The 22,037-nt window shown below is 43.6% G+C and carries 23 protein-coding genes; 12 read left to right on the plus strand and 11 right to left on the minus strand.

Translation table 11 applies throughout. The features are described 5' to 3' along the window. Positions 1 to 25: 25 nt before the first annotated feature. The 6 genes from LLW17_RS05815 to LLW17_RS05840 all read left to right on the plus strand — a co-directional run bounded on the left by LLW17_RS05815 (position 26) and on the right by LLW17_RS05840 (position 5,289). Entirely contained in the window at positions 26 to 577 is a 552-nt protein-coding gene (locus tag LLW17_RS05815) for a YceD family protein (protein ID WP_228229319.1), read from the plus strand. 9 nt (positions 578 to 586) lie between these two features. Then, positions 587 to 787, plus strand: a complete 201-nt coding sequence (rpmF, locus tag LLW17_RS05820; RefSeq protein WP_099644251.1) for a 50S ribosomal protein L32 — start codon at positions 587 to 589, stop codon at positions 785 to 787. A gap of 162 nt (positions 788 to 949) precedes the next feature. Continuing rightward, positions 950 to 1,945 (plus strand): beta-ketoacyl-ACP synthase III, encoded by a 996-nt coding sequence (locus tag LLW17_RS05825; protein WP_228229320.1) that lies wholly within the window; start codon positions 950 to 952, stop codon positions 1,943 to 1,945. A gap of 28 nt (positions 1,946 to 1,973) precedes the next feature. After that, on the plus strand, positions 1,974 to 2,474 hold the full coding sequence (accB, locus tag LLW17_RS05830) for an acetyl-CoA carboxylase biotin carboxyl carrier protein (RefSeq protein WP_228229321.1): 501 nt from the start codon (positions 1,974 to 1,976) through the stop codon (positions 2,472 to 2,474). Between the two features lie 96 nt (positions 2,475 to 2,570). Continuing rightward, positions 2,571 to 3,923, plus strand: coding sequence for an acetyl-CoA carboxylase biotin carboxylase subunit (gene accC / locus LLW17_RS05835; protein WP_228229322.1), 1,353 nt, complete (start codon positions 2,571 to 2,573; stop codon positions 3,921 to 3,923). A gap of 247 nt (positions 3,924 to 4,170) precedes the next feature. Further along, positions 4,171 to 5,289 (plus strand): NAD(P)/FAD-dependent oxidoreductase, encoded by a 1,119-nt coding sequence (locus LLW17_RS05840; RefSeq protein WP_228229323.1) that lies wholly within the window; start codon positions 4,171 to 4,173, stop codon positions 5,287 to 5,289. 3 nt (positions 5,290 to 5,292) lie between these two features. On the opposite strand, the gene LLW17_RS05845 is transcribed toward LLW17_RS05840, so the two are convergent. The 7 genes from LLW17_RS05845 to LLW17_RS05875 form a co-directional block, all read right to left on the minus strand. Further along, positions 5,293 to 6,030, minus strand: a complete 738-nt coding sequence (locus tag LLW17_RS05845) for a response regulator transcription factor (protein ID WP_228229324.1) — start codon at positions 6,028 to 6,030, stop codon at positions 5,293 to 5,295. Between the two features lie 66 nt (positions 6,031 to 6,096). After that, positions 6,097 to 7,020, minus strand: coding sequence for an ABC transporter ATP-binding protein (locus tag LLW17_RS05850; RefSeq protein ID WP_228229325.1), 924 nt, complete (start codon positions 7,018 to 7,020; stop codon positions 6,097 to 6,099). Positions 7,021 to 7,110: 90 nt separating this feature from the next. Next, positions 7,111 to 9,264, minus strand: a complete 2,154-nt coding sequence (locus LLW17_RS05855; protein ID WP_228229326.1) for a prolyl oligopeptidase family serine peptidase — start codon at positions 9,262 to 9,264, stop codon at positions 7,111 to 7,113. A gap of 97 nt (positions 9,265 to 9,361) precedes the next feature. Further along, positions 9,362 to 10,351 carry an aspartate-semialdehyde dehydrogenase gene (locus tag LLW17_RS05860; RefSeq protein WP_228229327.1) on the minus strand — a complete coding sequence of 330 codons (990 nt, stop codon included), beginning with the start codon at positions 10,349 to 10,351 and terminating at the stop codon, positions 9,362 to 9,364. Between the two features lie 315 nt (positions 10,352 to 10,666). Further along, a complete protein-coding gene (gene mscL / locus LLW17_RS05865) occupies positions 10,667 to 11,086 on the minus strand; it encodes a large conductance mechanosensitive channel protein MscL (protein ID WP_228229328.1) in 420 nt (139 codons plus the stop codon). Positions 11,087 to 11,140: 54 nt separating this feature from the next. Then, complete coding sequence (gene alr / locus LLW17_RS05870; RefSeq protein WP_228229329.1) at positions 11,141 to 12,256, minus strand: alanine racemase; 1,116 nt, start codon at positions 12,254 to 12,256, stop codon at positions 11,141 to 11,143. Positions 12,257 to 12,262: 6 nt separating this feature from the next. After that, positions 12,263 to 12,904 (minus strand): thymidine kinase, encoded by a 642-nt coding sequence (locus tag LLW17_RS05875; RefSeq protein WP_228229330.1) that lies wholly within the window; start codon positions 12,902 to 12,904, stop codon positions 12,263 to 12,265. A gap of 101 nt (positions 12,905 to 13,005) precedes the next feature. Here LLW17_RS05875 and LLW17_RS05880 point away from each other — a divergent pair, with 101 nt between their 5' ends. The 5 genes from LLW17_RS05880 (at position 13,006) to LLW17_RS05900 (ending at position 18,322) form a co-directional block, all read left to right on the plus strand. After that, positions 13,006 to 13,863, plus strand: coding sequence for a DUF8457 domain-containing protein (locus LLW17_RS05880; RefSeq protein ID WP_228229331.1), 858 nt, complete (start codon positions 13,006 to 13,008; stop codon positions 13,861 to 13,863). A gap of 5 nt (positions 13,864 to 13,868) precedes the next feature. Beyond that, entirely contained in the window at positions 13,869 to 14,546 is a 678-nt protein-coding gene (gene rsmI, locus LLW17_RS05885) for a 16S rRNA (cytidine(1402)-2'-O)-methyltransferase (protein WP_228229332.1), read from the plus strand. Positions 14,547 to 14,659: 113 nt separating this feature from the next. Continuing rightward, the gene (locus tag LLW17_RS05890; RefSeq protein WP_228229333.1) at positions 14,660 to 16,219 is read left to right on the plus strand and encodes a hypothetical protein; all 1,560 of its coding nucleotides are present in this window, start codon (positions 14,660 to 14,662) and stop codon (positions 16,217 to 16,219) included. 1 nt (position 16,220) lies between these two features. After that, entirely contained in the window at positions 16,221 to 17,915 is a 1,695-nt protein-coding gene (recJ, locus tag LLW17_RS05895) for a single-stranded-DNA-specific exonuclease RecJ (RefSeq protein ID WP_228229334.1), read from the plus strand. Positions 17,916 to 17,974: 59 nt separating this feature from the next. Further along, positions 17,975 to 18,322 carry a hypothetical protein gene (locus LLW17_RS05900; protein ID WP_228229335.1) on the plus strand — a complete coding sequence of 116 codons (348 nt, stop codon included), beginning with the start codon at positions 17,975 to 17,977 and terminating at the stop codon, positions 18,320 to 18,322. Here the strand turns inward: LLW17_RS05900 and LLW17_RS05905 are convergent. The 3 genes from LLW17_RS05905 to LLW17_RS05915 are packed head-to-tail and all read right to left on the minus strand — an operon-like array spanning position 18,319 to position 19,736. After that, on the minus strand, positions 18,319 to 19,098 hold the full coding sequence (locus tag LLW17_RS05905; RefSeq protein WP_228229336.1) for a UDP-2,3-diacylglucosamine diphosphatase: 780 nt from the start codon (positions 19,096 to 19,098) through the stop codon (positions 18,319 to 18,321). The two genes, LLW17_RS05900 and LLW17_RS05905, sit on opposite strands and share 4 nt — an antisense overlap. A gap of 9 nt (positions 19,099 to 19,107) precedes the next feature. Continuing rightward, positions 19,108 to 19,572 carry a 6-pyruvoyl trahydropterin synthase family protein gene (locus LLW17_RS05910; protein ID WP_228229351.1) on the minus strand — a complete coding sequence of 155 codons (465 nt, stop codon included), beginning with the start codon at positions 19,570 to 19,572 and terminating at the stop codon, positions 19,108 to 19,110. A gap of 2 nt (positions 19,573 to 19,574) precedes the next feature. Beyond that, positions 19,575 to 19,736, minus strand: a complete 162-nt coding sequence (locus LLW17_RS05915; protein ID WP_228229337.1) for a hypothetical protein — start codon at positions 19,734 to 19,736, stop codon at positions 19,575 to 19,577. A gap of 204 nt (positions 19,737 to 19,940) precedes the next feature. On the opposite strand from LLW17_RS05915, the gene LLW17_RS05920 reads away from it, so the two are divergent. Then, positions 19,941 to 20,588, plus strand: coding sequence for a 2OG-Fe(II) oxygenase (locus LLW17_RS05920; protein WP_228229338.1), 648 nt, complete (start codon positions 19,941 to 19,943; stop codon positions 20,586 to 20,588). 73 nt (positions 20,589 to 20,661) lie between these two features. On the opposite strand, the gene LLW17_RS05925 is transcribed toward LLW17_RS05920, so the two are convergent. Continuing rightward, positions 20,662 to 22,002 carry an MATE family efflux transporter gene (locus LLW17_RS05925; protein WP_228229339.1) on the minus strand — a complete coding sequence of 447 codons (1,341 nt, stop codon included), beginning with the start codon at positions 22,000 to 22,002 and terminating at the stop codon, positions 20,662 to 20,664. Positions 22,003 to 22,037: the final 35 nt, after the last annotated feature.

The raw sequence follows: 22,037 nt of genomic DNA on the forward strand, positions 1-22,037 counted from the left end.
GATTTGAATTAGGAAAGAGAAGGTAATGAAGCATTTGAAAACGTATACCATCCAGTTTGTTGGTTTAAAACAAGGGGAGCACGATTTTCAATATAAAATTGATAACACGTTCTTTGAGCATTTTGAGTATGATGACTTTAATTCTATAGACGTAGATTTAAAGGTAATCCTAAGTAAAAAGTCCACATTGATGGAATTTTATTTTGATGCTCAGGGTTTTGTAAATGTAAATTGTGATCTTACAAACGAGCCGTATGACCACCCCATTGAAGCTTCGTATAAGCTTGTGGTAAAGTTTGGGCAGGAGTATAATGACGAGATCGATGATATTTTAATTTTGCCTCATGGTGATTACGAGGTAAATATCGCCCAGTACATTTATGAGCTCATTGTTTTGGCGATGCCCTTAAAACGGGTGCATCCCGGAGTTGAGGACGGCAGCCTGGAGTCAGACATACTTGATAAACTTGAAGAATTAAGTATTAAAAATAAGGAGGTTGAAGAGCCGGAAACTCAGACACCTAAGGAAACAGATCCCCGTTGGGATAAACTAAAAGATTTTTTAACAGATAAATAGAATACGGTAATGGCACATCCTAAGAGAAAAACCTCGAAAACCAGAAGAGATAAGAGAAGAACGCATTATAAAGCTGCAATGCCTAAAATTGGTGTAGACGCCACTACTGGTGAAGCACACCTTTACCACCGCGCACACTGGCACGAAGGTAAATTGTATTACAGAGGGCAGGTTGTAATAGACGCGACTTCTAACGAGGAAGTGGCTTAACGGCAGCTTGTAAAACCAAACAAACTCCCGATTTTTCGGGAGTTTTTTTATTTTTGAGGAGTACCAAAAAAAGTTAATTATCGACGCTAATTAATCGATTTTTAGTACTTTTCCTTCCATTTTTACGCGAAAACGCTATTTTTTCGCAGAAACCAGATTTATATGAGTAAAATCACTGCAGCCATAACTGCTGTTGGCGCTTATGTGCCAGAATATGTGCTTACCAACGAAATTTTGGAAACAATGGTTGAGACCAATGATGAATGGATCACGACCAGAACAGGAATAAAAGAACGCCGCATTTTAAAAGACCCTTCTAAAGGAACTTCTTTTTTAGGTATAAAAGCAGCCGAAGATTTAATTGCAAAAAGCGGTATTGACCCTTCAGAAATTGATATGGTCATTATGGCCACCGCAACTCCAGATCTTCCGGTAGCCTCTACAGCTGCCTATGTTGCCACCTCCATTGGTGCCACAAACGCATTTTCATACGATTTACAGGCAGCATGCTCCAGCTTTTTATACGGGATGTCTACAGCTTCGGCCTATGTGGCTTCCGGCAGATATAAAAAAGTGCTTTTAATAGGAGCAGATAAAATGTCTTCAATTATTGATTATACAGATCGTACGACCTGTATCATTTTTGGTGACGGGGCCGGCGCAGCTTTATTTGAACCCAATGAAGAAGGTTTGGGACTTCAGGATGAGTATCTGAGATCAGATGGTATAGGAAGAGACTTTTTGCGTATAGAAGCCGGTGGGTCTTTAATGCCTGCTTCCGAAGAAACTGTGGCTAATAAAAAACATTACGTTTATCAGGACGGAAAAACTGTTTTTAAATTTGCCGTTTCTAATATGGCCGATGTAAGCGAGCTTATTATGCAGCGCAACAATTTGTCTCACGATGACGTTAATTGGCTTGTAGCACACCAGGCTAATAAACGCATTATAGATGCTACTGCCAGACGTATGCAGCTTGATGACAGCAAGGTGCTTATGAATATACAGCGGTACGGGAACACCACATCTGCCACACTACCCCTGCTTTTGAGCGACTTTGAGAAGCAGTTTAAAAAAGGGGACAATCTAATATTCGCCGCTTTTGGTGGCGGTTTTACCTGGGGCTCCATCTACCTGAAATGGGCCTACAATGCTTAATTTTTAATCTAACTAACGTTTATTCATTATGGATTTAAAAGAAATTCAAAACCTTATCAAGTTTGTTGCCAAGTCTGGTGCAAGTGAGGTGAAGCTTGAGATGGATGATTTTAAAATCACCATCAAAACAACCGAAGAAGGTAAGGGTGAGACTACAATTGTACAGCAGGTGCCTATGATGGGCAACGCTATGCCTCAACAAGCTGCTCCTGTAGCACAACCGGCAGCAGCAACCCAGGCAGCTCCGGCAGCCGAGGCAGCCGAAAAACCTGCAGATAAGAGTGACAAATACATCACGGTGAAGTCGCCAATCATTGGTACATTCTACCGTAAGCCGGCTCCAGATAAGCCTGTTTTCGTTGAAGTAGGATCTTCAATAAAAGAAGGTGATGTGCTTTGTGTAATTGAGGCGATGAAACTTTTCAATGAAATAGAAAGTGAAGTAAAAGGTAAGATCGTTAAAATTCTTGTTGACGATTCTTCGCCTGTTGAATTTGACCAACCATTATTCCTGGTTGACCCGGCTTAATTGATTGCAGCCCGATTGCTTCCCAGAAGCAGTCTCTAGCGGCAACAAGTCGAAAACGCTTCAGGCAAATTGCATTGCCATTAATGTACCAGAGATATGTTTAAAAAGATACTTATAGCAAACAGGGGAGAAATCGCATTACGCGTAATCAGAACCTGTAAAGAGATGGGCATAAAAACTGTAGCAGTGTACTCTACTGCAGATGCCGAAAGTCTGCACGTACGTTTTGCAGATGAGGCCGTTTGTATAGGTCCTGCACCCAGTAGCGAGTCTTATCTCAAAATGTCAAATATTATGGCTGCTGCAGAGATTACCAATGCAGACGCCATACATCCGGGATACGGTTTCCTTTCAGAAAATGCCAAGTTTTCGAGAATTTGTGAAGAGCACGGAGTGAAATTTATTGGTGCTTCGCCAGATATGATTGCCAAAATGGGAGATAAAGCCACGGCAAAAGCTACCATGAAAGCAGCCGGGGTTCCCTGTGTTCCGGGAAGTGATGGCATTATTAAAGACTTTGAAGAATGCAAGCGCGTAGCTAAAGAAACCGGCTATCCGGTGATGCTTAAAGCTTCTGCCGGAGGTGGAGGTAAAGGTATGCGTGCCGTTTGGAAGGAAGAAGACCTTCAAAAGGCATGGGATTCTGCCCGTCAGGAATCTGCCGCGGCATTTGGCAACGACGCCATGTATATGGAAAAGCTCATCGAAGAGCCCCGCCACATTGAAATTCAAATAGTAGGCGACAGCAACGGTAAAGCCTGTCACCTTTCAGAGCGTGACTGCTCTATACAACGCCGCCATCAAAAACTTACCGAAGAAACGCCTTCACCCTTTATGACCGATGAACTTCGCGAAAAAATGGGAGATGCTGCTGTACGTGCTGCCGAATTCATTAAATATGAAGGCGCCGGTACCGTAGAATTTTTGGTAGACAAACACCGCAACTTCTACTTTATGGAGATGAATACCCGTATTCAGGTAGAGCATCCCATCACAGAGCAGGTAGTTGATTACGATTTGATTCGCGAGCAAATATTGGTAGCTGCGGGTGTAGCCATTTCAGGTAAAAACTACTATCCACAATTGCATTCTATCGAGTGCCGTATCAATGCTGAAGATCCATATAACAACTTCAGACCGTCTCCGGGTAAAATTACAAACCTGCACGCGCCGGGCGGTCACGGGGTACGTATAGACACGCACGTATATAGCGGCTATTCTATTGTGCCTAACTACGACTCGATGATCGCCAAACTTATTACCACGGCTCAAAGTCGTGAAGAGGCTATCAATAAAATGAAGCGTGCCCTAGATGAGTTTGTGATAGAAGGTATCAAAACCACTATCCCTTTCCATCGCCAGTTGATGGATCATCCCGATTATATAGCAGGCAATTACACCACCGCGTTTATGAACGATTTTGTAATGAACGCTCCGGAAGAAGAATAGATAAAAAATCAAGCAGAAGAACAACCTCAAACCTTAAGTTTGGGGTTTTCTTTTTTTAAGGGCGTTACCCCGCGATAAGGCGGGGTCGGGCTTTCACGGCTCGCTTTCTGCCCGTATGGGGCAGAAGAGCTCAAACAAACCGCTCAATCCCTAACGCAGGCTATCTCGTAAAGCAGAAGCAACTGAAGTTCTTAAAGGCTTTACCGGTTTAACCTATCTTTGAATAGAATCCAGAAAAACGAATTGCGTGGCACTTTCCTATTGGGAATATAAAACCTGGTTTACTAACGTAGATTTTACCATTGTGGGCAGCGGTATTACCGGCTTAAGTTGCGCACTAGAACTTCGTGAAATGTATCCCAAAGCCAAAATACTCATTTTAGAGCGCTGTGCGATGCCTCAGGGCGCCAGTACCAAAAATGCGGGCTTTGCCTGCTTCGGGAGCGTTTCAGAACTTCTGGCAGATCTTAAAACACATACCGAAGACGAACTCCTCAATCTCGTAGAAATGCGCGTAAAAGGGCTTGAAGTGCTTAAAAACCGAGTGGGAGGGCAGGCACTAGGTTTTAAAAAAAACGGGGGTTATGAACTGTTTTTCCAGAGTCAGCAGGATTTGTATGAAACCTGTTTAGATTCGGTAGAGCGCGTTAACCGCTTACTGCAGCCGCTCTTTAATGACACGATTTTCAGCATAAAACCCAATGCACAAAACTTCAAAAACATTCAGCCGAAACTGTTGTTTAACAAAGAAGAGGGCGAACTCGACACCGGCAACATGATGCGGGCGCTTGTAGATTTGGCACAACACAATACTATTCAAATACTTAACAACTGCACGGTAGAAGATTATAATGATCTTGGCGATTGGGTTGTGCTAAAGTCGTCTCTAGCCGAATTCAAAACCCAAAAATTGTTTATAGCCACAAATGGTTTCGCACAAAAATTAGGAATTTCAAGAGTACAACCCGCCCGCAATCAGGTATTGATTACCGGCCCCATTAAAAATTTAAACCTGACCGGAACGTACCATCTGGATGAAGGCTATACCTATTTTAGAACCATAGACGATCGCATTTTACTGGGAGGAGGCCGTAATCTGGACTTCAAAGGCGAGCAAACCGATTCTTTTGGGACAACAACACAAATTCAGCAGTATTTAGAACGGGTACTTGCAGAGACAATTTTACCCGGAAGACGTTTTGAGATCGAGCACCGCTGGAGTGGTATTCTTGGGGTTGGCGATCAAAAGCAGCCTGTCTTAGAACCCCTGTCAGCTAACGTATTTTGCGGTGTGCGCCTGGGCGGAATGGGTATAGCTATAGGTAGCCTGTTGGGGAAGAAGCTTGCCGGTTTAGTCAAAAACTAATCTTTACAGAAACGCATCGGCATAATGTTGCCAGTCCTTTACAGATTTGACGTTCAACTTCTTGATTATTGATTTGCGATGTGTAGCAATGGTGCTTTCAGAAAGGCATAAATTTTCTGCGATATCCCTGTTTGATTTACCCTGAGCAATACTTTTAAAAATTTCAACTTCCCTGAAACTTAGTTGGTCAAAATAGCTTTGATTCGTTTCATTAAATTTCAATTCATTGTTGAGCTTATCAAGGTGTTTGATCACTTTGGGCAGCTGGTCGTAATCCATTTCCAAAATAATCTCACCGCTTTGTTTAGACTCGTTAACCTGATAGTTAAAGGCGTTATTTTCTGAGCTCCTGGGATGTTTAATAGAATTTAGAGCTTCTTGTCTGGAGGAGAAAAAGTTTGGTTTTAAAACGAGTCCCACATTCTGAACAGAGTTGATGATTGATAAATAAATCAATTTTTCTTTGGGTACTGTAGATGGGAGTTTGCGCAGACCTGCCTGATACAAGGCTTTCAGAATATTTTCTTCAACCCATTTATACAGGCTTTCAGAAATTTCTAAATCAAGATTGTCTAAAATCCATAAGGCTCCTTGAGGCTTATAAGTTTTAAACAGCTCCAAAAAGTTTTTCAGTTCTTCTTTAAAATCTGCTTCAGTGAGCTGGACCTTAGTCCATTCCTGAATCATAATTCCATCATCCAAATGAATGCTAAGAAACTTTGAATTGTAAATAAGCTCCATATATATTATTCAACAATAACTAAAATATTAAAAATAATATAATTTGAATTATCTATTAGGTGTGAGCTATTTAGATTTTAAAAAAACCGTTGTATTTGCTTTTAGATTCGTGTTATGATTAAAATAAATCGCTTTAGTGTCAGAAAAAGCTTCAATCAGATAGTAGCTTCCTTTAAAATAGGATTTCATTACTGTGGTCTTAAATTCGGTTTCAGATGGAGAAAACCTAAGTTGATGCGGCATCAAAAGCCGGATTTTGCCATCGATTTTTAAAGAGTTGACATCACCAAAAAACGAAGCTACATATTCATCCTTTGGATTTTGGAATAAGGCTTCTGGCGTGTCGGTTTGTATAAAAGTACCTTCGCGCATCATTTTAATTTCGTCAGAAAACGAAAGCGCTTCTTCACTATCGTGAGTGGCGGTGATACAGGTAATACCTTCTTTTTTTAAATACGCGTAAAGCTTTCGCCGCAAAGCATTTCGCCTGAAATTATCAATATGGCTGAAGGGTTCGTCAAGTAGGAGCAGTTCGGGTTCTTTGGCAATAGCACGGGCCAGGGCAACACGTTGTTTTTGGCCACCGCTTAGGTTTTTTACGTGCTGGTCTGCATACGCCGTCATATCTACCACCTCGAGCAATTCATCTATACGCTCCTGGCGCTGCTGCATAAAGCGGCGCGAGAGGTGTTTGCCTATATTATCGGCCACCGAAATAAAAGGCATCAGATCAAAATCCTGAGCCAGATATTTGATGAAAGCTTCGCCGGGAACCAGATTGAAGTTAGGACCTAAAAGTTCCTGATCTTTCCAGAAAATGCTTCCGTGCTCTACGTGAAGTAAGCCGTAAATGATTTGAAGCAGGGTGCTTTTTCCACACCCGCTTTCGCCCAAAATAGAAATATGCTGTCCTTCTTCAATTTTAAAATCGAGATCGTTTAAAACCGGATTTTCGGCATAGGCAAAAGAATCAATTGTTACGTGCAGCATCGTCTAGTTATAGAAACCACACAGGTTTCTGAAACCTGTGTGGTTTTAATTATTAAAAACAGATTATCCTCCCTTTGGGGGTTAGGGGTCTTAGCCTTTAATTTCTTCGGGAAGTACCTTAAAGCCCATGTTGTACAGCGTGAAGGCAAAAATATCTGCCGTTTGCTCAATTTGCTTGCTTACCGGTGTACCGGCTCCGTGACCTGCATCGGTCTCTATGCGAATGAGAACCGGTACGTCTCCCGCCTGTTTCTCCTGCAATTCGGCAGCAAATTTAAAGCTGTGCGCCGGTACCACACGGTCGTCGTGATCTCCGGTAGTGACAAGCGTTGCAGGATAGCTCACCCCGGCTTTTACATTATGTACGGGTGAATAACCTTTCAGGTATTCAAACATTTCCTTGCTGTCTTCAGCGGTACCGTAATCGTACGCCCAACCGGCTCCGGCGGTAAACGTATGATAGCGCAGCATATCCATCACGCCAACAGCGGGAAGTGCTACCTTCATCAAATCGGGTCGTTGGGTCATTGTGGCACCAACCAGCAAACCGCCGTTAGAACCCCCGCGAATGGCCAGATAATCGCTAGAGGTATAGTTTTCGGCAATCAGGTATTCTGCCGCAGCGATAAAGTCGTCAAATACGTTTTGCTTTTGCATTTTGGTCCCGGCATCATGCCATTCTTTACCGTACTCACCGCCACCGCGCAGGTTAGGCACGGCATACACGCCACCCAGCTCCATCCAGATCGCATTGGTAATGCTGAAAGAGGGCGTAAGCGAAATATTAAAACCACCATAGCCATACAGGATGGTCGGGTTTTTCCCATTGAGTTCAAGACCTTTCTTAAAGGTGATGATCATCGGTACTTTGGTACCGTCTTTTGAGGTGTAAAATACCTGCTTGCTCTCGTAATTTTCGGGATTGAAATTAATAGCCGGCTTGCGGAATAATTCAGACGCACCCGAAGCGATATCGTAGGTGTAGATGCTTCCGGGAGTCGTATAATTGGTAAAGCTGTAGTACAGTTCTTTTTCGTCTTTTTTCGCCCCAAAACCACCAGCGCTACCTATACCGGGAAGTTCTACTTCACGCACTAATTTTCCGTCATAATCGTATTGCTTGATCTGCGAAACGGCGTCAACCATATATTCGGTGAAAAAGTAGCCGCCACCGGTTGAGGGGGAGAGTACGTTTTCGGTTTCCGGGATAAAATCTACCCAATTTTCAGGAGTTGGGTTTGAAGCGTCAACGGTGACAATCTTGTTATTAGGTGCGTCTTTATCGGTAACGATATATAGTTTAGAACCTACGTTTTCAATAACCGAAGTGTTAGTGTCTTCGTTATCAACAATGGCTACAAAACCTGAATTGGGCTTACTAAGATCTTTAATAAACAGTTTATTGCCTGAAGTCGCATTGCTGGCGCTTAAGATGAGGTATTTGTTGTCTTCAGTTGTGCCGGCACCAATGTAGCGGTGTTTTTGCTCGGGTGTGCCGCCGAAGATGAGTTCGTCATTTTTTTGCGGGGTATTCAGCTTGTGGTAATATACCTTATGCTGGTCTGTTTTTGCAGAGAGCTCGCTTCCTTCAGGCTTGTCGTAGCTGGAGTAATAAAAGCCTTCATTTTCCCTCCATGAGATACCGCTGAATTTGATGTCTACCAGGGTATCTTCGGTAATTTCCTTAGTTTCAGCATCCATCACCATAACTTTACGCCAGTCGCTTCCGCCTTCTGAAATGCTGTAAGCAGCCAGTTTTCCATTTTCCGAAAAACTAAGTCCACCCAGCGATACTGTGCCATCTTCCGAAAACGTATTGGGATCTAAAAAGACTTCGGCAGTTGAAGGATCTGCATCGGTTTTATAGCGGTAGATCACATACTGGTTCTGGAGTCCGTCGTTTTTATAATAGTAGGTGTAATCGCCTTCTTTAAAGGGAGCACCTATTTTCTCGTAATTCCAGATTTTTTCAAGTTTTTCTTTTATCGCGTCTTTAAATGGAATTTTAGACAAATAGGCTTGAGTGACTTCATTTTCAGCCTTTACCCAGGCTTCGGTCTCGGTACTGCGATCGTCTTCGAGCCAGCGATACGGGTCAGGAACTTCGGTGCCGAAATACGTGTCTACGGTGTCTACCTTTTTGGTTTCAGGATAGGTCATGGCCATATCAGATTCTTTTTTTTCTTGATTTTCGCAGGCGCTGAAGAGTACAGTAAATGCGCCCAGATAAGCTATTTTTTTCATTTGAAGGAAATTAAATTCCTTCAAATATACTTCAATTAAAAAACCTCTGAAACACGAAGCTTCAGAGGTTGATTTATTCTCTAAAAATGTATTGGGTTTAAACCAATTCTTTAGCGGCCAGATATTCAGCGATTTGTACTGCGTTTGTAGCAGCACCTTTACGCAGATTATCGGCAACCACCCACATATTTAAAGTGTTGGGTTGTGAATAATCACGACGAATACGGCCTACGAATACATCGTTTTTACCTTCGGCATAAATAGGCATCGGGTAGGTGTTGGTATCGGGATTGTCCTGAACCGTTACCCCTTCCTGAGCCTGAAGTAACTCACGCACTTCAGCAAGGTCAAAGTCGTTTTCAAACTGCACGTTGATCGCTTCAGAGTGACCACCTACTACCGGGATACGCACTGCGGTAGCGGTAACTGCGATGGTTTTATCACCAAGAATTTTCTGGGTTTCGTTTACGAGTTTCATCTCTTCTTTGGTGTACCCATTTTCGGTAAACACATCACAAGCCGGGATCGCGTTGCGGTGAATGGGGTAGTGGTACGCCATTTCACCTTTTTCGCCCTTATACTCGTTTTCAAGCTGCTGCACGGCCTTAACACCGGTACCAGTGATAGACTGGTAGGTTGAAATTACCAGACGCTTGATTTTGTATTTTTTATGCAGGGGAGCCAGTGCCAAAACCATCTGAATGGTAGAGCAGTTGGGGTTTGCAATGATCTTATCTTCGCTTGTAAGGCTTGAAGCATTAATTTCAGGAACCACGAGTTTTTTATCAGGATCCATTCTCCAGGCTGAAGAGTTGTCAACCACGGTAGTACCAACAGCGGCAAACTTCGGCGCAAATTCTAAAGAAGTACCTCCACCGGCTGAAAAGATGGCAATATCAGGTCTTGCTGCAATAGCATCTTCCATCGAGCTGATGGTATAGTCTTTACCTTTATAGGTAACAGTTTTACCTACAGAGCGCTCACTGGCAACAGGTATTAATTCGGTTACGGGGAAGTTGCGTTCTGCTAAAACCTGCAACATCACATGGCCTACCATCCCGGTAGCGCCTACAACAGCTACTTTCATAATTAATTAAGCTTGTATTAGGGCGCCAAAAGTAGCAACACTTTATTAAAATGCAGCCCTTCTTCCTAAAATTGTACACATTTGTTTTAAAAGTGACATTTTGTATGTTTTAAAAACAATTTGTTTAATATTTAACAAAAAAGAACCCCCGAAGACTTCGGGGGTTTAGTTAAACAAATTCTGCAGTGCAGCGGTCTGTGCCTTTTGGCACGTTTATCTTTATTGGCACCGTCAAAGGGTATAATATCTCGATGCTTGCCTCTAAATTACAAATTTGTTCCTAACGAATGCCTGATGGGCTTGTAAAGAGGTAGTTTATTTCTTTCTCAATTCGTCACGAATCTCAATAAGTAGTTCTTCCTGAGTTGGGCCTTTTGGAGCAGCAGGTTTAGCTTCTTCCTTTTTCTTGGTTTTTTCATAGCCCTTTAAAAGCCAGAAAATCACAAAACCTATAATGATAAAATCGATAACTGCCTGTAAAAAATTACCGTAGGTCATAATTGCACCTCCTGCTTCAACAGCAGCTTCAACCGTTTCGTACTCGCCACCATCAAGTGAGAAAAACAGGTTGTTTACGTTTTTACCGCCCATTAATACGCCTATTACGGGCATAATAACATCAGCTACCAGTGAGCCTACTATTTTATTGAAGGCACCGCCAATGATTACCGCAGTTGCCAATGCAACGATGTCGCCTTTCATTAAAAAGGCTTTAAAATCTTTTAAAAATCCCATGATTTAGTTTGTTTAAGGTTAATGTGGTCTAATATAATTAAATTCCCAAAAAAGTTAAGATTCTTTTGCGGTCTCATCAATAATTTTTCGGGCAACCCGTTGCGATACCGCAGTGATCAATTCGTACGGGATACTTTTGATACGTGCAGAAAGTGCAACTGCCGAAGCATCCTTCCCAAAAACAATTACCTCATCACCTTCCTTGCAATCAATTTTGGTCACGTTAACCATGATCATGTCCATACATACATTTCCTATGATAGGAGCTTGTTTTCCGTTGATCATCACATAGCCGCGACCTTTACCATAAGCGCGTGAAATACCGTCAGCGTGTCCCAAAGGCAGGGTCGCCGTGCGCTCTTTGCGGGCAGCGGTATGTGCACGGTTATAACCTACAGTTTCACCCACCGCGATATTATGAATTTGGGAAATGATGGTTTTTAAGGTGGCAACCGGTTTTAATTGAAGATCTTCTTCAGGGGTGTTGCCGTAACCGTACAGACCAATCCCGCTGCGCACCATATCAAATTGGGCTTCAGGATAGTTGATAATTGCCGAAGTATTGCTTTGGTGTAACCAGGGTTTGTAGCCCAAACCTTCGGTCATATGAGCTGCATTGGCTTTAAAGGCTTCAATTTGTTGCAGCGTAAATCGCTTTTCGTTTAAATCTTCGCTGGCCACCAGATGCGAAAAGAGTGATTTTACTTTTATCGCTTCGGTTTCTTTTAAATACTGAAGGATTTCAGACTCATTAACATCTTTAAAGCCCAAACGGTTTAAGCCGGTGTTGAATTTAATGTGAACCGGATAATCCTTGAGGTTTTGAGCTTCAGCAAGCTCAATAAAAGCCTTCAGTACCCGGAAGCTATACATACTGGGTTCCAGGCAGTGTTCAATGATTGAAGCAAAACTTTCAATTTGGGGATGTAAAACCAGAATCGGGGTTTCTATACCGGCTTCCCGCAGCGTTATTCCTTCAGAAGCATAAGCGACGGCGAAATAATCAACACCCAGCTTGTCCAGCTTTTTTGCTATGGCGACCGACTCACTTCCGTAGGCATAAGCCTTAACAACAGCCAGCATTTTTACCCCAGGTCTTAATTTAGACCTCAGGTAGTTGTAGTTGTGTGCAAGCGCGTTAAGGTCTATTTCAAGAACGGTATGTGACATCTATTTTTATTCTTTTTTCTTAGGGGTTTTAACTTCTTCAGGATCCTGAACATTCAGGGTTTTAAGGCGTTCGCGAAGCATCGCCTTATAGTAGGCTGCGCGACTTAGAGGTTCGTATTCCTCCGTCTCGCCCAGCAAAACCAGATTATCGCTTGCTGCTTTGCGGTAGCTGAATTGCGCCAGATTTCCGGTACGGGTGCAGACCGCGTGTACTTTGGTTACGTATTCGGCTGTGGCCATCAAAGCGGGCATAGGGCCAAAAGGATTTCCTTTAAAATCCATATCAAGACCGGCAACAATGACGCGAACACCGCGGTTGGCCAGATCGTTACAGACTTTCACGATTTCATTATCAAAAAACTGAGCTTCGTCGATACCTACCACATCACAACCGTCAGCCAGAATGGGAATATTAGCCGCGGCAGGAACCGGTGTAGACCGGATCTCATTTGCGTCGTGAGAGATTACCAGTTCGTCATCATACCGCGTGTCTATAGCCGGTTTAAAGATTTCGACCTTTTGTTTGGCAAACTTGGCACGCTTTAAACGGCGGATGAGTTCTTCGGTTTTTCCTGAGAACATAGAACCGCAGATCACTTCGATCCATCCAAATTGCTCTTTATGATTTACGGTATTTTCGAGAAACATTTTGTACTTTTCAACCTCTTAAAGGGCAAAGCCGCGCTATTTTGAGGGCTGAGCAAATTTATTAAAAACGCCCGGCAATAAACAGAGCAAACTAAAAACTTATGAAGAAGAAATTAAAATCTGACCTGGAGCATCTTGCAAACCAGATTTTAAACCTTGATTCCGATAGCGATTACACGGCATTAAAATTAAAAGCTCAGAAAATTTATGAAGCTCTTGCGGTGATGGCGTATGTTGAGGCGATCTATGAATCTTCAGAAGAACCGGAGATCGTAAAACCTGAAGAACCAAAAGCTGAGGTTGCTCCTAAACCTAAGGGGCCTGTAGCAGAAACACCCGAAATTCAACCCACGCTTCAGCCAAAATCCGAAGAAAGCGATCTGGAGCGTATTGCACGTATTGCCGCACAAAATCAGGAACTCTTTGAACGCCTGCGCAAATCTGAAGAGGTGCCTGCTTCTTTTAAAACAGAATCTAAATCTGCAGAGCCCGAAGAAAAAATCAATCAGGCTTCTTTACACGAGCCGGTGATGGAAAAAATAAAAGACATCGTCGCGCAGATGCCTCCCGAAGCTGATGCTATTGAACATATGTTTCAGCAGATAACCGCACAATCGCAACCTATAAAAAACGATAAGGATGATATTGGCGAGTATGGCCGTCTGGCTGAGTTTGAGGAACAGGAAAAGCCTGCTGCAGACAAGCCCAAAACCCTAAATGACCGCGGCACACGCGGACTTTCATTTGGCTTAAACGATCGCATAGCCTTTATCAAGCATTTATTTAACGGCAGTACGGCAGATTACAATCGCGTGTTATCTCAGCTTAACACGGCAAACGCTCAGGAAGAAGCGTTTAATCTTATCGACCAGATGGTAAAACCCGATTATAACTATTGGGAAGGTAAAGAAGTCTACGAAGCCCGCTTTAAAGAGCTGGTTGCCCGCAAATTTGACTAATCATTATGGGTAAACTCTATCTTGTACCCACGCCCATTGGCAATCTGGACGATATGACCTTTAGAGCGATTAAGGTGTTGCAGGAAGCAGACCTTATTCTCGCCGAAGATACCCGTACCAGCGGTAAATTGCTCAAGCATTTTGAGATCACGACCCAGATGCATTCGCATCATATGCACAACGAGCATAAGACGGTTGAAGGCCTGGTAGATCGCATTAAAAACGGACAAACCATTGCTTTAATCAGTGATGCCGGTACTCCGGCGATCTCAGACCCCGGTTTTTTATTGACCCGGGCCTGTGTAGAAGCCGGTCTTGAGGTAGATTGCCTGCCCGGAGCTACGGCTTTTGTTCCGGCCCTCGTAAACAGCGGTCTGCCCAATGATAAGTTTGTTTTTGAAGGCTTTTTGCCGGTAAAGAAAGGCAGGCAAACACGTTTTCAAATCCTCGCAGAAGAAGACCGAACCATGATTTTCTACGAAAGTCCGCACAAGTTGTTGAAGACGCTCAATAATATGGTGGAGTTTTTTGGCGCAGAGCGAAAAGTTTCCGTTTCGCGGGAAATTTCAAAACTTCATGAGGAGACCCTACGCGGTACCGCAGCTGAGGTTTTAAAGCATTACGAAAACAAACCTCCCAAGGGTGAAATCGTCATTGTAGTCGCCGGAAAGTCTAAAGATTAATACATTTTCGATAGAAAACACTTTCTTTTTAAAGTGTTACCAGCTTTAGAAATTGCATCTTATTTGTAACTTCGGCTTATTCCTATTTTTACCCAAACCTTAATCTTTTTGGTATGCGCAAGATGTTTCTGTTTTTAGTTTTTTTAGGAGCCTCAGGGACTGTGTTTAGTCAGGGCGGCGTTTCATTTCAAAAAGTAAAAGAGTTCTACATCAACGGGGATACCCGGGTGATAGGTAATTCAATCCTGAGCGATCATCCCACACGGGTAAACAATAAACCCAAATCGCTCAACGACCGCACAGAAATGCAATACGTTGATATAGATGACGATTCAGATACCTTCAGCTCAAGCAGTGCGAATCTGGATCTACCCGCTGATGCAAAAATTGTATATGCCGGTCTTTACTGGGCTGCGACTTATCCCGGAGCCGAAGGAAAACAGAAAGTGCGTAACGACCGAATGGTTTATGACATTAAAAAGAAGAGAGATCGTGCTTTTGATCTCGTACGACTCAAATTGCCCGGCAGTGCGGCTTATACCGAGGTGCAGGGCGAGCTGGTTTACGACGGGGTTCTCGATCCCAATACCGACCTGAAAAATGCAGCTCCCTACGTCTGCTACAGCGATATTACCGATTTACTCACCTCCAAAAAAGCAGGTTCAGGGACTTATACCCTTGCAAACGTTACGGCTCTCGAGGGCATTATGTTTGGCGGGAGTTCTGCAGGCTGGATGCTGTATCTGGTTTATGAACAGCCCGAAGCCCCGTTGCAGTATATGGCCAACTATCAGGGATTTAGATACATCAGTCTTAATGAACCCGAGGAGCTTCGCTTCTCAAATTTTAGAGTGCCCGAAACCGGAGAAGTAAAGGCCTCGCTCACTCTGGCAGCTTTAGAGGGCGATCTGATGCTGGCTAAAGATGCGGTATTTGTTTACGGCGAAAAAAATAAGGAGTACGTTCCGCTTAAAACGCAGGTGCGTTATGCAAACAATTTCTTCAACAGCAGCATCACTTTTGATGACCGAAAATACCTCGCCCGCAATCCCGCAAGCAATAATACGCTGGGTTTTGATCTGGCGAAGCTTCAAATACCTAATGCAAACAACAGCCTTATCGACAATGATGCGACCGGGGTAACCTTAAGGTTTAAGACCGAAGAAGACCGACTGTTTGTGTTTTTTACTGCTTTTCAAACCGAAATCAGTTCAGACTTTTACCAGCGCGTGGTGTTAGAAGGGAAGGAAGATCGGCTTCCTGCGCAAGAGGAGGTAGAACCTACGCCCGAAACTCCCGAGCTAGTCGCTTACGAAAAAGACGGCACTAGCGAAGATGAAGTAGCTACAGATACCCAGCCTAAAAAAACCGAAAACCGGGACCCTGCTCTTCAGGATATGCTCAGTGCTGCTTCTATTAGGGTAGAAGGGCAACCGGAAGGCTATTATGTGGTTAATCACGTATTTTCAAACGCTAAAAATGCTTCTAAATGGGCACTTAAGATGGAAAATTTGGGCTTTGCGCCCAAGAATTTTGTAAATCAGGCAAATGGTTATCATTACATCTATATCGATTTTAGTCAGGATCCTGATGCGCTTTACGGCCGCCTTCAGGGTTATCGTAAAATGGAAGATTTAGAAAAAGCCTGGATTCTTAAAGTTAATTTAGACTAACATGCGCTGGACGCTAAAGCCTACTCCCGAAGTAGAACACATAAAAGATTTTGCCAATCAGCTTAAAGTACCCGAAAAAGTTGCCCTATTACTCCTGCAACGGGGTATAGATACCTATGAGAAGGCAAAGACCTTTTTCAGGCCTTCGCTAGATGATTTGCACGATCCCTTTCTGATGAAAGATATGGATCGTGCAGTGGCACGCGTGAATCTGGCGATGCAGCAGGGCGAAAACATTCTGGTTTACGGAGATTATGATGTAGACGGAACCACCAGTGTGGCCCTTATGAGCAGTTATTTGCTCAGTCATTATCCTCAGGTGGCTACGTATATCCCCGATCGGTATACCGAAGGTTACGGGGTTTCGTATGCAGGTATTGATTATGCCCACGATAATGACATTACGCTCATCATCGCGCTCGATTGCGGGGTCAAAGCGGTAGAAAAGGTCGCTTACGCCAAAAAGCTGGGTATCGATTTTATCATCTGTGATCACCACCGGCCGGGCCCTGAACTTCCCGATGCAGCGGCCGTGCTAGACCCTAAGCGTGAAGATTGCACCTATCCCTATGACGAACTCTGCGGCTGTGGTGTGGGCTTTAAACTCATACAGGCGCTGGAGCAGCAAAAAGGATTGCCCGTTAAAACCCTGGTGCCTTATCTGGATCTTGTTGCTACTGCGATTGGGGCAGATATTGTGCCTATTACGGGCGAAAACCGGGTGCTGGCTTTTTTTGGTCTCGATGTCATCAATACCCTGCCGCGCACCGGTATTCAGGCGCTGATTGAAAATGTAAAAAAAGAGATTCTTACCATCACCGATGTGGTGTTTATCATTGCGCCGCGTATCAATGCCGCCGGGCGCATTAAGCACGGTTTACACGCGGTAGAATTGCTTACCGAGCAAAATAAAGAACAGGCTCAACAGATGGCTGCCGCTATTGAAGCGTTTAACGCAGAGCGGAAAGATCTCGATAAAACCATCACCGAGGAAGCCCTGGAGCAAATACAGCAAAACCGGGAAGAACACCGCAAAACGACCGTTGTCTATCAGGAAAACTGGCACAAGGGCGTTATTGGCATTGTGGCTTCACGCCTTACCGAAACCTATTACCGGCCAACCCTGGTCTTTACCAAAAGCGGAGAAAAACTGGCTGCCAGTGCGCGCTCTGTAAAAGGCTTTGACGTATATGAAGCGCTTGAAGCCTGTAGCGAGCATATAGAACAATTTGGGGGACATAAGTATGCCGCGGGACTAACGCTTGGCGAGCATCAGTACGACGATTTTAAGTCGAAATTTGAAGAGGTGGTAAGCAACAGCATTGATGAGCGCCTGCTTATTCCCGAAATTTCGATTGATGCCGAATTGAATCTGGAAGATATCACGCCAAAGTTCTACCGTATTTTACGTCAGTTTGCACCCTTTGGGCCGGGTAATATGACCCCGGTTTTTATGAGCAAAAACCTCATAGATACCGGTTACGGCAAATGTGTGGGGGCAGATGAGTTGCATTTAAAATGTACCGTTACCCAGCCGGGGACAACGGTTCAAATAGGTGCTATTGGTTTTAATTTGGGCGAAAAATGCGATTTGATCACTCATAAGAAACGCTTTAAAGCCGCCTATTCCCTTGATCTGAATGAATGGAACGGAAATGTGAGTATTCAGTTAAAACTGCGGGATATTCAGGAATAAATCACCTTCTATTTAGATTTATTCTAAACAAGGTTTTATATTTGTGTAAAATCGGGTTTATGAAGCATATCAGCATTATTTATCGAAACGACACCGGCATTTCGTTTTACTGGAAATCGGCCTATCAGGAAGAATTAAAAGCGCAGTTGGTTTTTAGGGATACAGGTTTTTATTTTACGCTAGATCAACTGAAGCGTTTTGCCTATCAGGCTCAGGATACCCGCAATCAAATAACCTGTAAGGACTGCCCAGCGCCGGCCTCGTGCAGGTCGCTGCTTTTAAAAACTCCGGCAGAAACGGTAGATCTTGCGGTAAGCCGCGAAGAATTAGAGGGGCTTCAGGATTTACTGGATCAGACCATTTTAAAGATGGAAACGCAACAGTTTATGCAAACTGCCCTAAACTAGGTATGGAATTCTTTCAGTTCAAAATTGCTTCCGTCAAATACACCGTAGGTATAATGTACAATCCAGTCTCCCAGATTAAAATAGCTTGATTGCTCGCCTACTTCAATACGCATAGGTAGGTGGCGGTGGCCGAAAACAAAGTAATCGTAATGATTGCTTTCCAGTTTTCGCTTTGCGTAAGTAGCCAGCCATTCATTTTCCTCACCCAGAAAAGTATGATCGTCATCTCCTGAAATCAGTTTGTTTTTAACTGACAAATACTGAGCGATTCGCACCCCAATGTCCGGATGTACCCAGCGAAACAGCCACTGGAAAACCGAAGACTTAAACACCTTTTTCATGCGTTTATAGCCTTTGTCTCCGGGGCCCAGACCATCACCATGACCAATAAACAGACGCTTATCATTGAGCTGAAAAAGCTGAGGTTTGTGAAAAGTAGGGATGTTGAGTTCGGTTTCAAAGTAGTCCTGCATCCAGAGATCGTGATTGCCTACAAAAAAATAGATGGGAATCCCACTGTCGCGCAACTGAGCCAGCTTGCCCAAAACGCGAACAAAACCTTTGGGGACAACGGTTTTATATTCAAACCAAAAGTCAAAGAGATCGCCCAGCAAAAATATTGCCGCAGCATCGCGCTCAATAGTGTTGAGCCAGGCAAGAAACTTAAGCTCCCTGGGCTTACTCGCTTCAGCGGTAGGCGCACCCAGGTGATTATCACTCGAGAAATAGGCTTTCTTCCCCGGTGGAATCGTAAGCTGCTCAACAGGTTGCTTCATGCTTTAAATTTAGAATAAATCGGCTTCATTATCAGAAGCATACCATTCTGCAAAACTGGTATCAGTTTCCTGAAGTTTAAGCGAAAATAGCTTTATATTTTGGGGCAGGTGTTTTTGAATTTTCCGTGCAAAGTCAATGACCATCATTTCGCTGGTAGGCTGGTAATCTACCAGCAGCACATTGTGACCCCGGTCTGAAAGTTCTTTGGCCAGCTCTACGTGCGGCGTGTTTTTGTTGAAAACGGTAGCATGGTCAAAAACATCTACAATTTCGTTTTTGACAATTTTTTTGAGGTCTCCAAAGTCGATCACCATTCCAAACTTCACGTTTTCGCTTTGCGAAATAGGCGTACCTATAACCGTTACCGAAAGCTTATAACTGTGCCCATGTACATTGCGACACTTGCCGTCATAACCGTATAACGCGTGACCGGTTTCAAATGAAAATTGCTTGGTAATACGTATGTTACTCATCATTATTTGGTTTTTCGAAGTGCTTTTATACCAAAAATAAAAGCGACGATTACAAGAAGAATGACTGGTAAAATATAGAAGATATTACTGCCTATAAAGTATCCCAGCTCATAAGCCTTGCCGTGTTGTTGTTCAGAAATCTGGAGTATAGATAGGAACGTCATTTTTTAAATTTTCGGTACAGAACCACAACGATTAGAGCAATTGCAAAGATTACGTAAATGCCGGTGCCGCTCAAAAATTCCAGAAATTCCATAGGTTGATTAATTAATGCAACAAAAGTATAAAAAGTATGCCCGTGAAGCCTATGAATACCTGCATAGAATATTTATGAATTTATTATTTGTTTTTTCGTTTATTTTGCTCGTATGGAAACACAGCTTTTTGAGCAACTGGATTTTATAGAAAACCCTGTCTATGAACGGGTTATTTCTGATTTGCTTGATCAAAATTACAGCATCATCGACGATTTTTTTGATGCAGACGAAATCGCAGAATTACGCGACTCCCTTAAAACGGTTTATGAAGCCGACTGCTTTAAAAAGGCCGCGATAGGGAACAGACTCAATGAAGAAATCGATAAAAAAATACGCGGTGACTATATTTACTGGATCAATGAGGCTGAAGGGCGTGCGGTAGAACGCCGGTTTTTTGCCAAAATCAATGATCTGGTAGCCTATCTCAACCGGACCTGTTTTTTGGGGATCCTCCAGAAGGAATTTCATTATGCGGTATACCCCACCGGAACTTTTTACAAGCGCCATCTGGATACCTTTCAAAATGATGACCGCCGTAAACTGTCTATGGTCTGCTATCTCAATGACGAAACCTGGGTAGCCAGTAACGGGGGAGAACTCACCATTTATTTGCCAACCAAAACCGGAGAAGAGGCTTTAGACATCATCCCCAGACCGGGTCGTGTGGTGATTTTTGAAAGTCAGGTGCTGGAGCACGAAGTAAAGCCTGTACTGGCTTCAGAACGCCTGAGTATTACAGGTTGGCTGAAAACACGCTAATCAGTTTACAGTTGGCAGTCGCAGTTAGCAGTCGCAGTTAGCAGTCGCAGTTAGCAGTAACTAGTTATACAGCTTACCTGCCTGTGACTTTGGGCCTGAAGCGTTTTCTAAAGTTGAGAATCAGGGCACCGCTGCGTATGAGCATCCAGACGGAAAAGGCGATCCATACTGCGTAAAGCTTCAGCCCAAAATAGTCGCCTATAAAAATTGCAGGTACAAAACCCAGAAAGGTTGCGATCATCAGCACGTTACGCAGGTATTTCATCTCGCCCATTCCTTTATAAATTCCATCAAAAATAAAAGCAAGCGCATTAAGGGGCTGCATCAGGATCACCACAAAAAACAGAGCCGTAAAACGCACAATGACCTCGGGTTCTTTACTGAAAATAAGTCCCAGCGGTTCATAAAACAGGGCGGCAATCAGCATAAGACCTCCGGCGATGATGAGGCTGTAGGCGCTTAATTTTTTACTGAGTTGCCACAGACTGTCATAATCTTTGGCTCCCAGAAAACGACCGGCGAGAATATTTCCCGCAGCTGCATATCCATCAATAAAAAATGCCGAAAACAGCCAGATGTTGATCAAAATGGTTTGGGCGGCGATGTACGAAGCGCCGTAATCTGTCGCAAAGGAGTTGGCCAAATAAAGCGCAACATTAAGCGCAATAGTGCGCACAAAAAGATTGAGTGCCATCCCCACGAGTCTCCACAATTCCGGATGAATGGGGAATTTGAGCCTCAGGCTTACATTGGTTTTGATCAGGACTAAAATTAAAGAAAGCACCGCCATAAGCCCCTGAGCAAGAAGACTTGCATAGGCTGCACCTTCAAGCTGCAAAGCCGGGATATAGCCTTCTATACCGTAAACCAGCGCAAAGTCTAACACTATATTAACCGCAGCACCTATAAGGGCGACTACCATTGGCCAAAACGTGTTTTGCAATCCTCTGAAAATACCGAAAACGGCAAAGGTGAATAAGGTAAGCGGAAAGCCCCAAACCCTGATGGAATAATATTGCACACAATAATCCAGAATGAGACCTGATGCATTATAAAGCGAAAAAATACCTTCAATAAACGGAAGCGTACCGGCAAGAATTATGATACTCAAAAAAATGTTGAAGTAAATGGCCTGCGCAGGAAGTGTGCTGATTTCGTCAATTTTATCAGCACCGTAATATTGTGCGATGATCGCCTGAAGGGCACTTCGGGTCTGACCTAAAACCCAGATAAGGGCAGATAAAAACGAACCCACGATACCTACTGCGGCCAGAACTTCGGTGGCATTTACCGGAACATTACCCACCACTGCGGCATCGGTTGCAGACAGTATGGGTTCTGCAATGCCGGCGAGTAAAGCCGGTACTGCAAGGCGGTTGATGTTTTTAAACGAAAGCGGGTTTGTTTTTGACATAAGCTCAGGCTTAATGCGAAAATAGCTTTTCTAAA

Origin of the sequence: Leeuwenhoekiella parthenopeia (genome assembly GCF_020782115.1) — a bacterium.
GTDB classification, from domain to species: domain Bacteria; phylum Bacteroidota; class Bacteroidia; order Flavobacteriales; family Flavobacteriaceae; genus Leeuwenhoekiella; species Leeuwenhoekiella parthenopeia.

What these genes read in the sequence shown, in the direction of transcription:
- LLW17_RS05855 (WP_228229326.1), bottom strand. Translation starts at nt 9,264, where the DNA reads ATGAAAAAAATAGCTTATCTGGGCGCATTTACTGTACTCTTCAGCGCC.
- LLW17_RS05860 (WP_228229327.1), bottom strand. Translation starts at nt 10,351, where the DNA reads ATGAAAGTAGCTGTTGTAGGCGCTACCGGGATGGTAGGCCATGTGATG.
- LLW17_RS05825 (WP_228229320.1), top strand. Translation starts at nt 950, where the DNA reads ATGAGTAAAATCACTGCAGCCATAACTGCTGTTGGCGCTTATGTGCCA.
- LLW17_RS05850 (WP_228229325.1), bottom strand. Translation starts at nt 7,020, where the DNA reads ATGCTGCACGTAACAATTGATTCTTTTGCCTATGCCGAAAATCCGGTT.
- accC (WP_228229322.1), top strand. Translation starts at nt 2,571, where the DNA reads ATGTTTAAAAAGATACTTATAGCAAACAGGGGAGAAATCGCATTACGC.
- LLW17_RS05880 (WP_228229331.1), top strand. Translation starts at nt 13,006, where the DNA reads ATGAAGAAGAAATTAAAATCTGACCTGGAGCATCTTGCAAACCAGATT.
- recJ (WP_228229334.1), top strand. Translation starts at nt 16,221, where the DNA reads ATGCGCTGGACGCTAAAGCCTACTCCCGAAGTAGAACACATAAAAGAT.
- LLW17_RS05905 (WP_228229336.1), bottom strand. Translation starts at nt 19,098, where the DNA reads ATGAAGCAACCTGTTGAGCAGCTTACGATTCCACCGGGGAAGAAAGCC.
- mscL (WP_228229328.1), bottom strand. Translation starts at nt 11,086, where the DNA reads ATGGGATTTTTAAAAGATTTTAAAGCCTTTTTAATGAAAGGCGACATC.
- LLW17_RS05815 (WP_228229319.1), top strand. Translation starts at nt 26, where the DNA reads ATGAAGCATTTGAAAACGTATACCATCCAGTTTGTTGGTTTAAAACAA.
- LLW17_RS05900 (WP_228229335.1), top strand. Translation starts at nt 17,975, where the DNA reads ATGAAGCATATCAGCATTATTTATCGAAACGACACCGGCATTTCGTTT.
- LLW17_RS05915 (WP_228229337.1), bottom strand. Translation starts at nt 19,736, where the DNA reads ATGACGTTCCTATCTATACTCCAGATTTCTGAACAACAACACGGCAAG.
- alr (WP_228229329.1), bottom strand. Translation starts at nt 12,256, where the DNA reads ATGTCACATACCGTTCTTGAAATAGACCTTAACGCGCTTGCACACAAC.
- LLW17_RS05875 (WP_228229330.1), bottom strand. Translation starts at nt 12,904, where the DNA reads ATGTTTCTCGAAAATACCGTAAATCATAAAGAGCAATTTGGATGGATC.
- rsmI (WP_228229332.1), top strand. Translation starts at nt 13,869, where the DNA reads ATGGGTAAACTCTATCTTGTACCCACGCCCATTGGCAATCTGGACGAT.
- rpmF (WP_099644251.1), top strand. Translation starts at nt 587, where the DNA reads ATGGCACATCCTAAGAGAAAAACCTCGAAAACCAGAAGAGATAAGAGA.
- accB (WP_228229321.1), top strand. Translation starts at nt 1,974, where the DNA reads ATGGATTTAAAAGAAATTCAAAACCTTATCAAGTTTGTTGCCAAGTCT.
- LLW17_RS05845 (WP_228229324.1), bottom strand. Translation starts at nt 6,030, where the DNA reads ATGGAGCTTATTTACAATTCAAAGTTTCTTAGCATTCATTTGGATGAT.
- LLW17_RS05925 (WP_228229339.1), bottom strand. Translation starts at nt 22,002, where the DNA reads ATGTCAAAAACAAACCCGCTTTCGTTTAAAAACATCAACCGCCTTGCA.
- LLW17_RS05910 (WP_228229351.1), bottom strand. Translation starts at nt 19,572, where the DNA reads ATGAGTAACATACGTATTACCAAGCAATTTTCATTTGAAACCGGTCAC.
- LLW17_RS05920 (WP_228229338.1), top strand. Translation starts at nt 19,941, where the DNA reads ATGGAAACACAGCTTTTTGAGCAACTGGATTTTATAGAAAACCCTGTC.
- LLW17_RS05890 (WP_228229333.1), top strand. Translation starts at nt 14,660, where the DNA reads ATGCGCAAGATGTTTCTGTTTTTAGTTTTTTTAGGAGCCTCAGGGACT.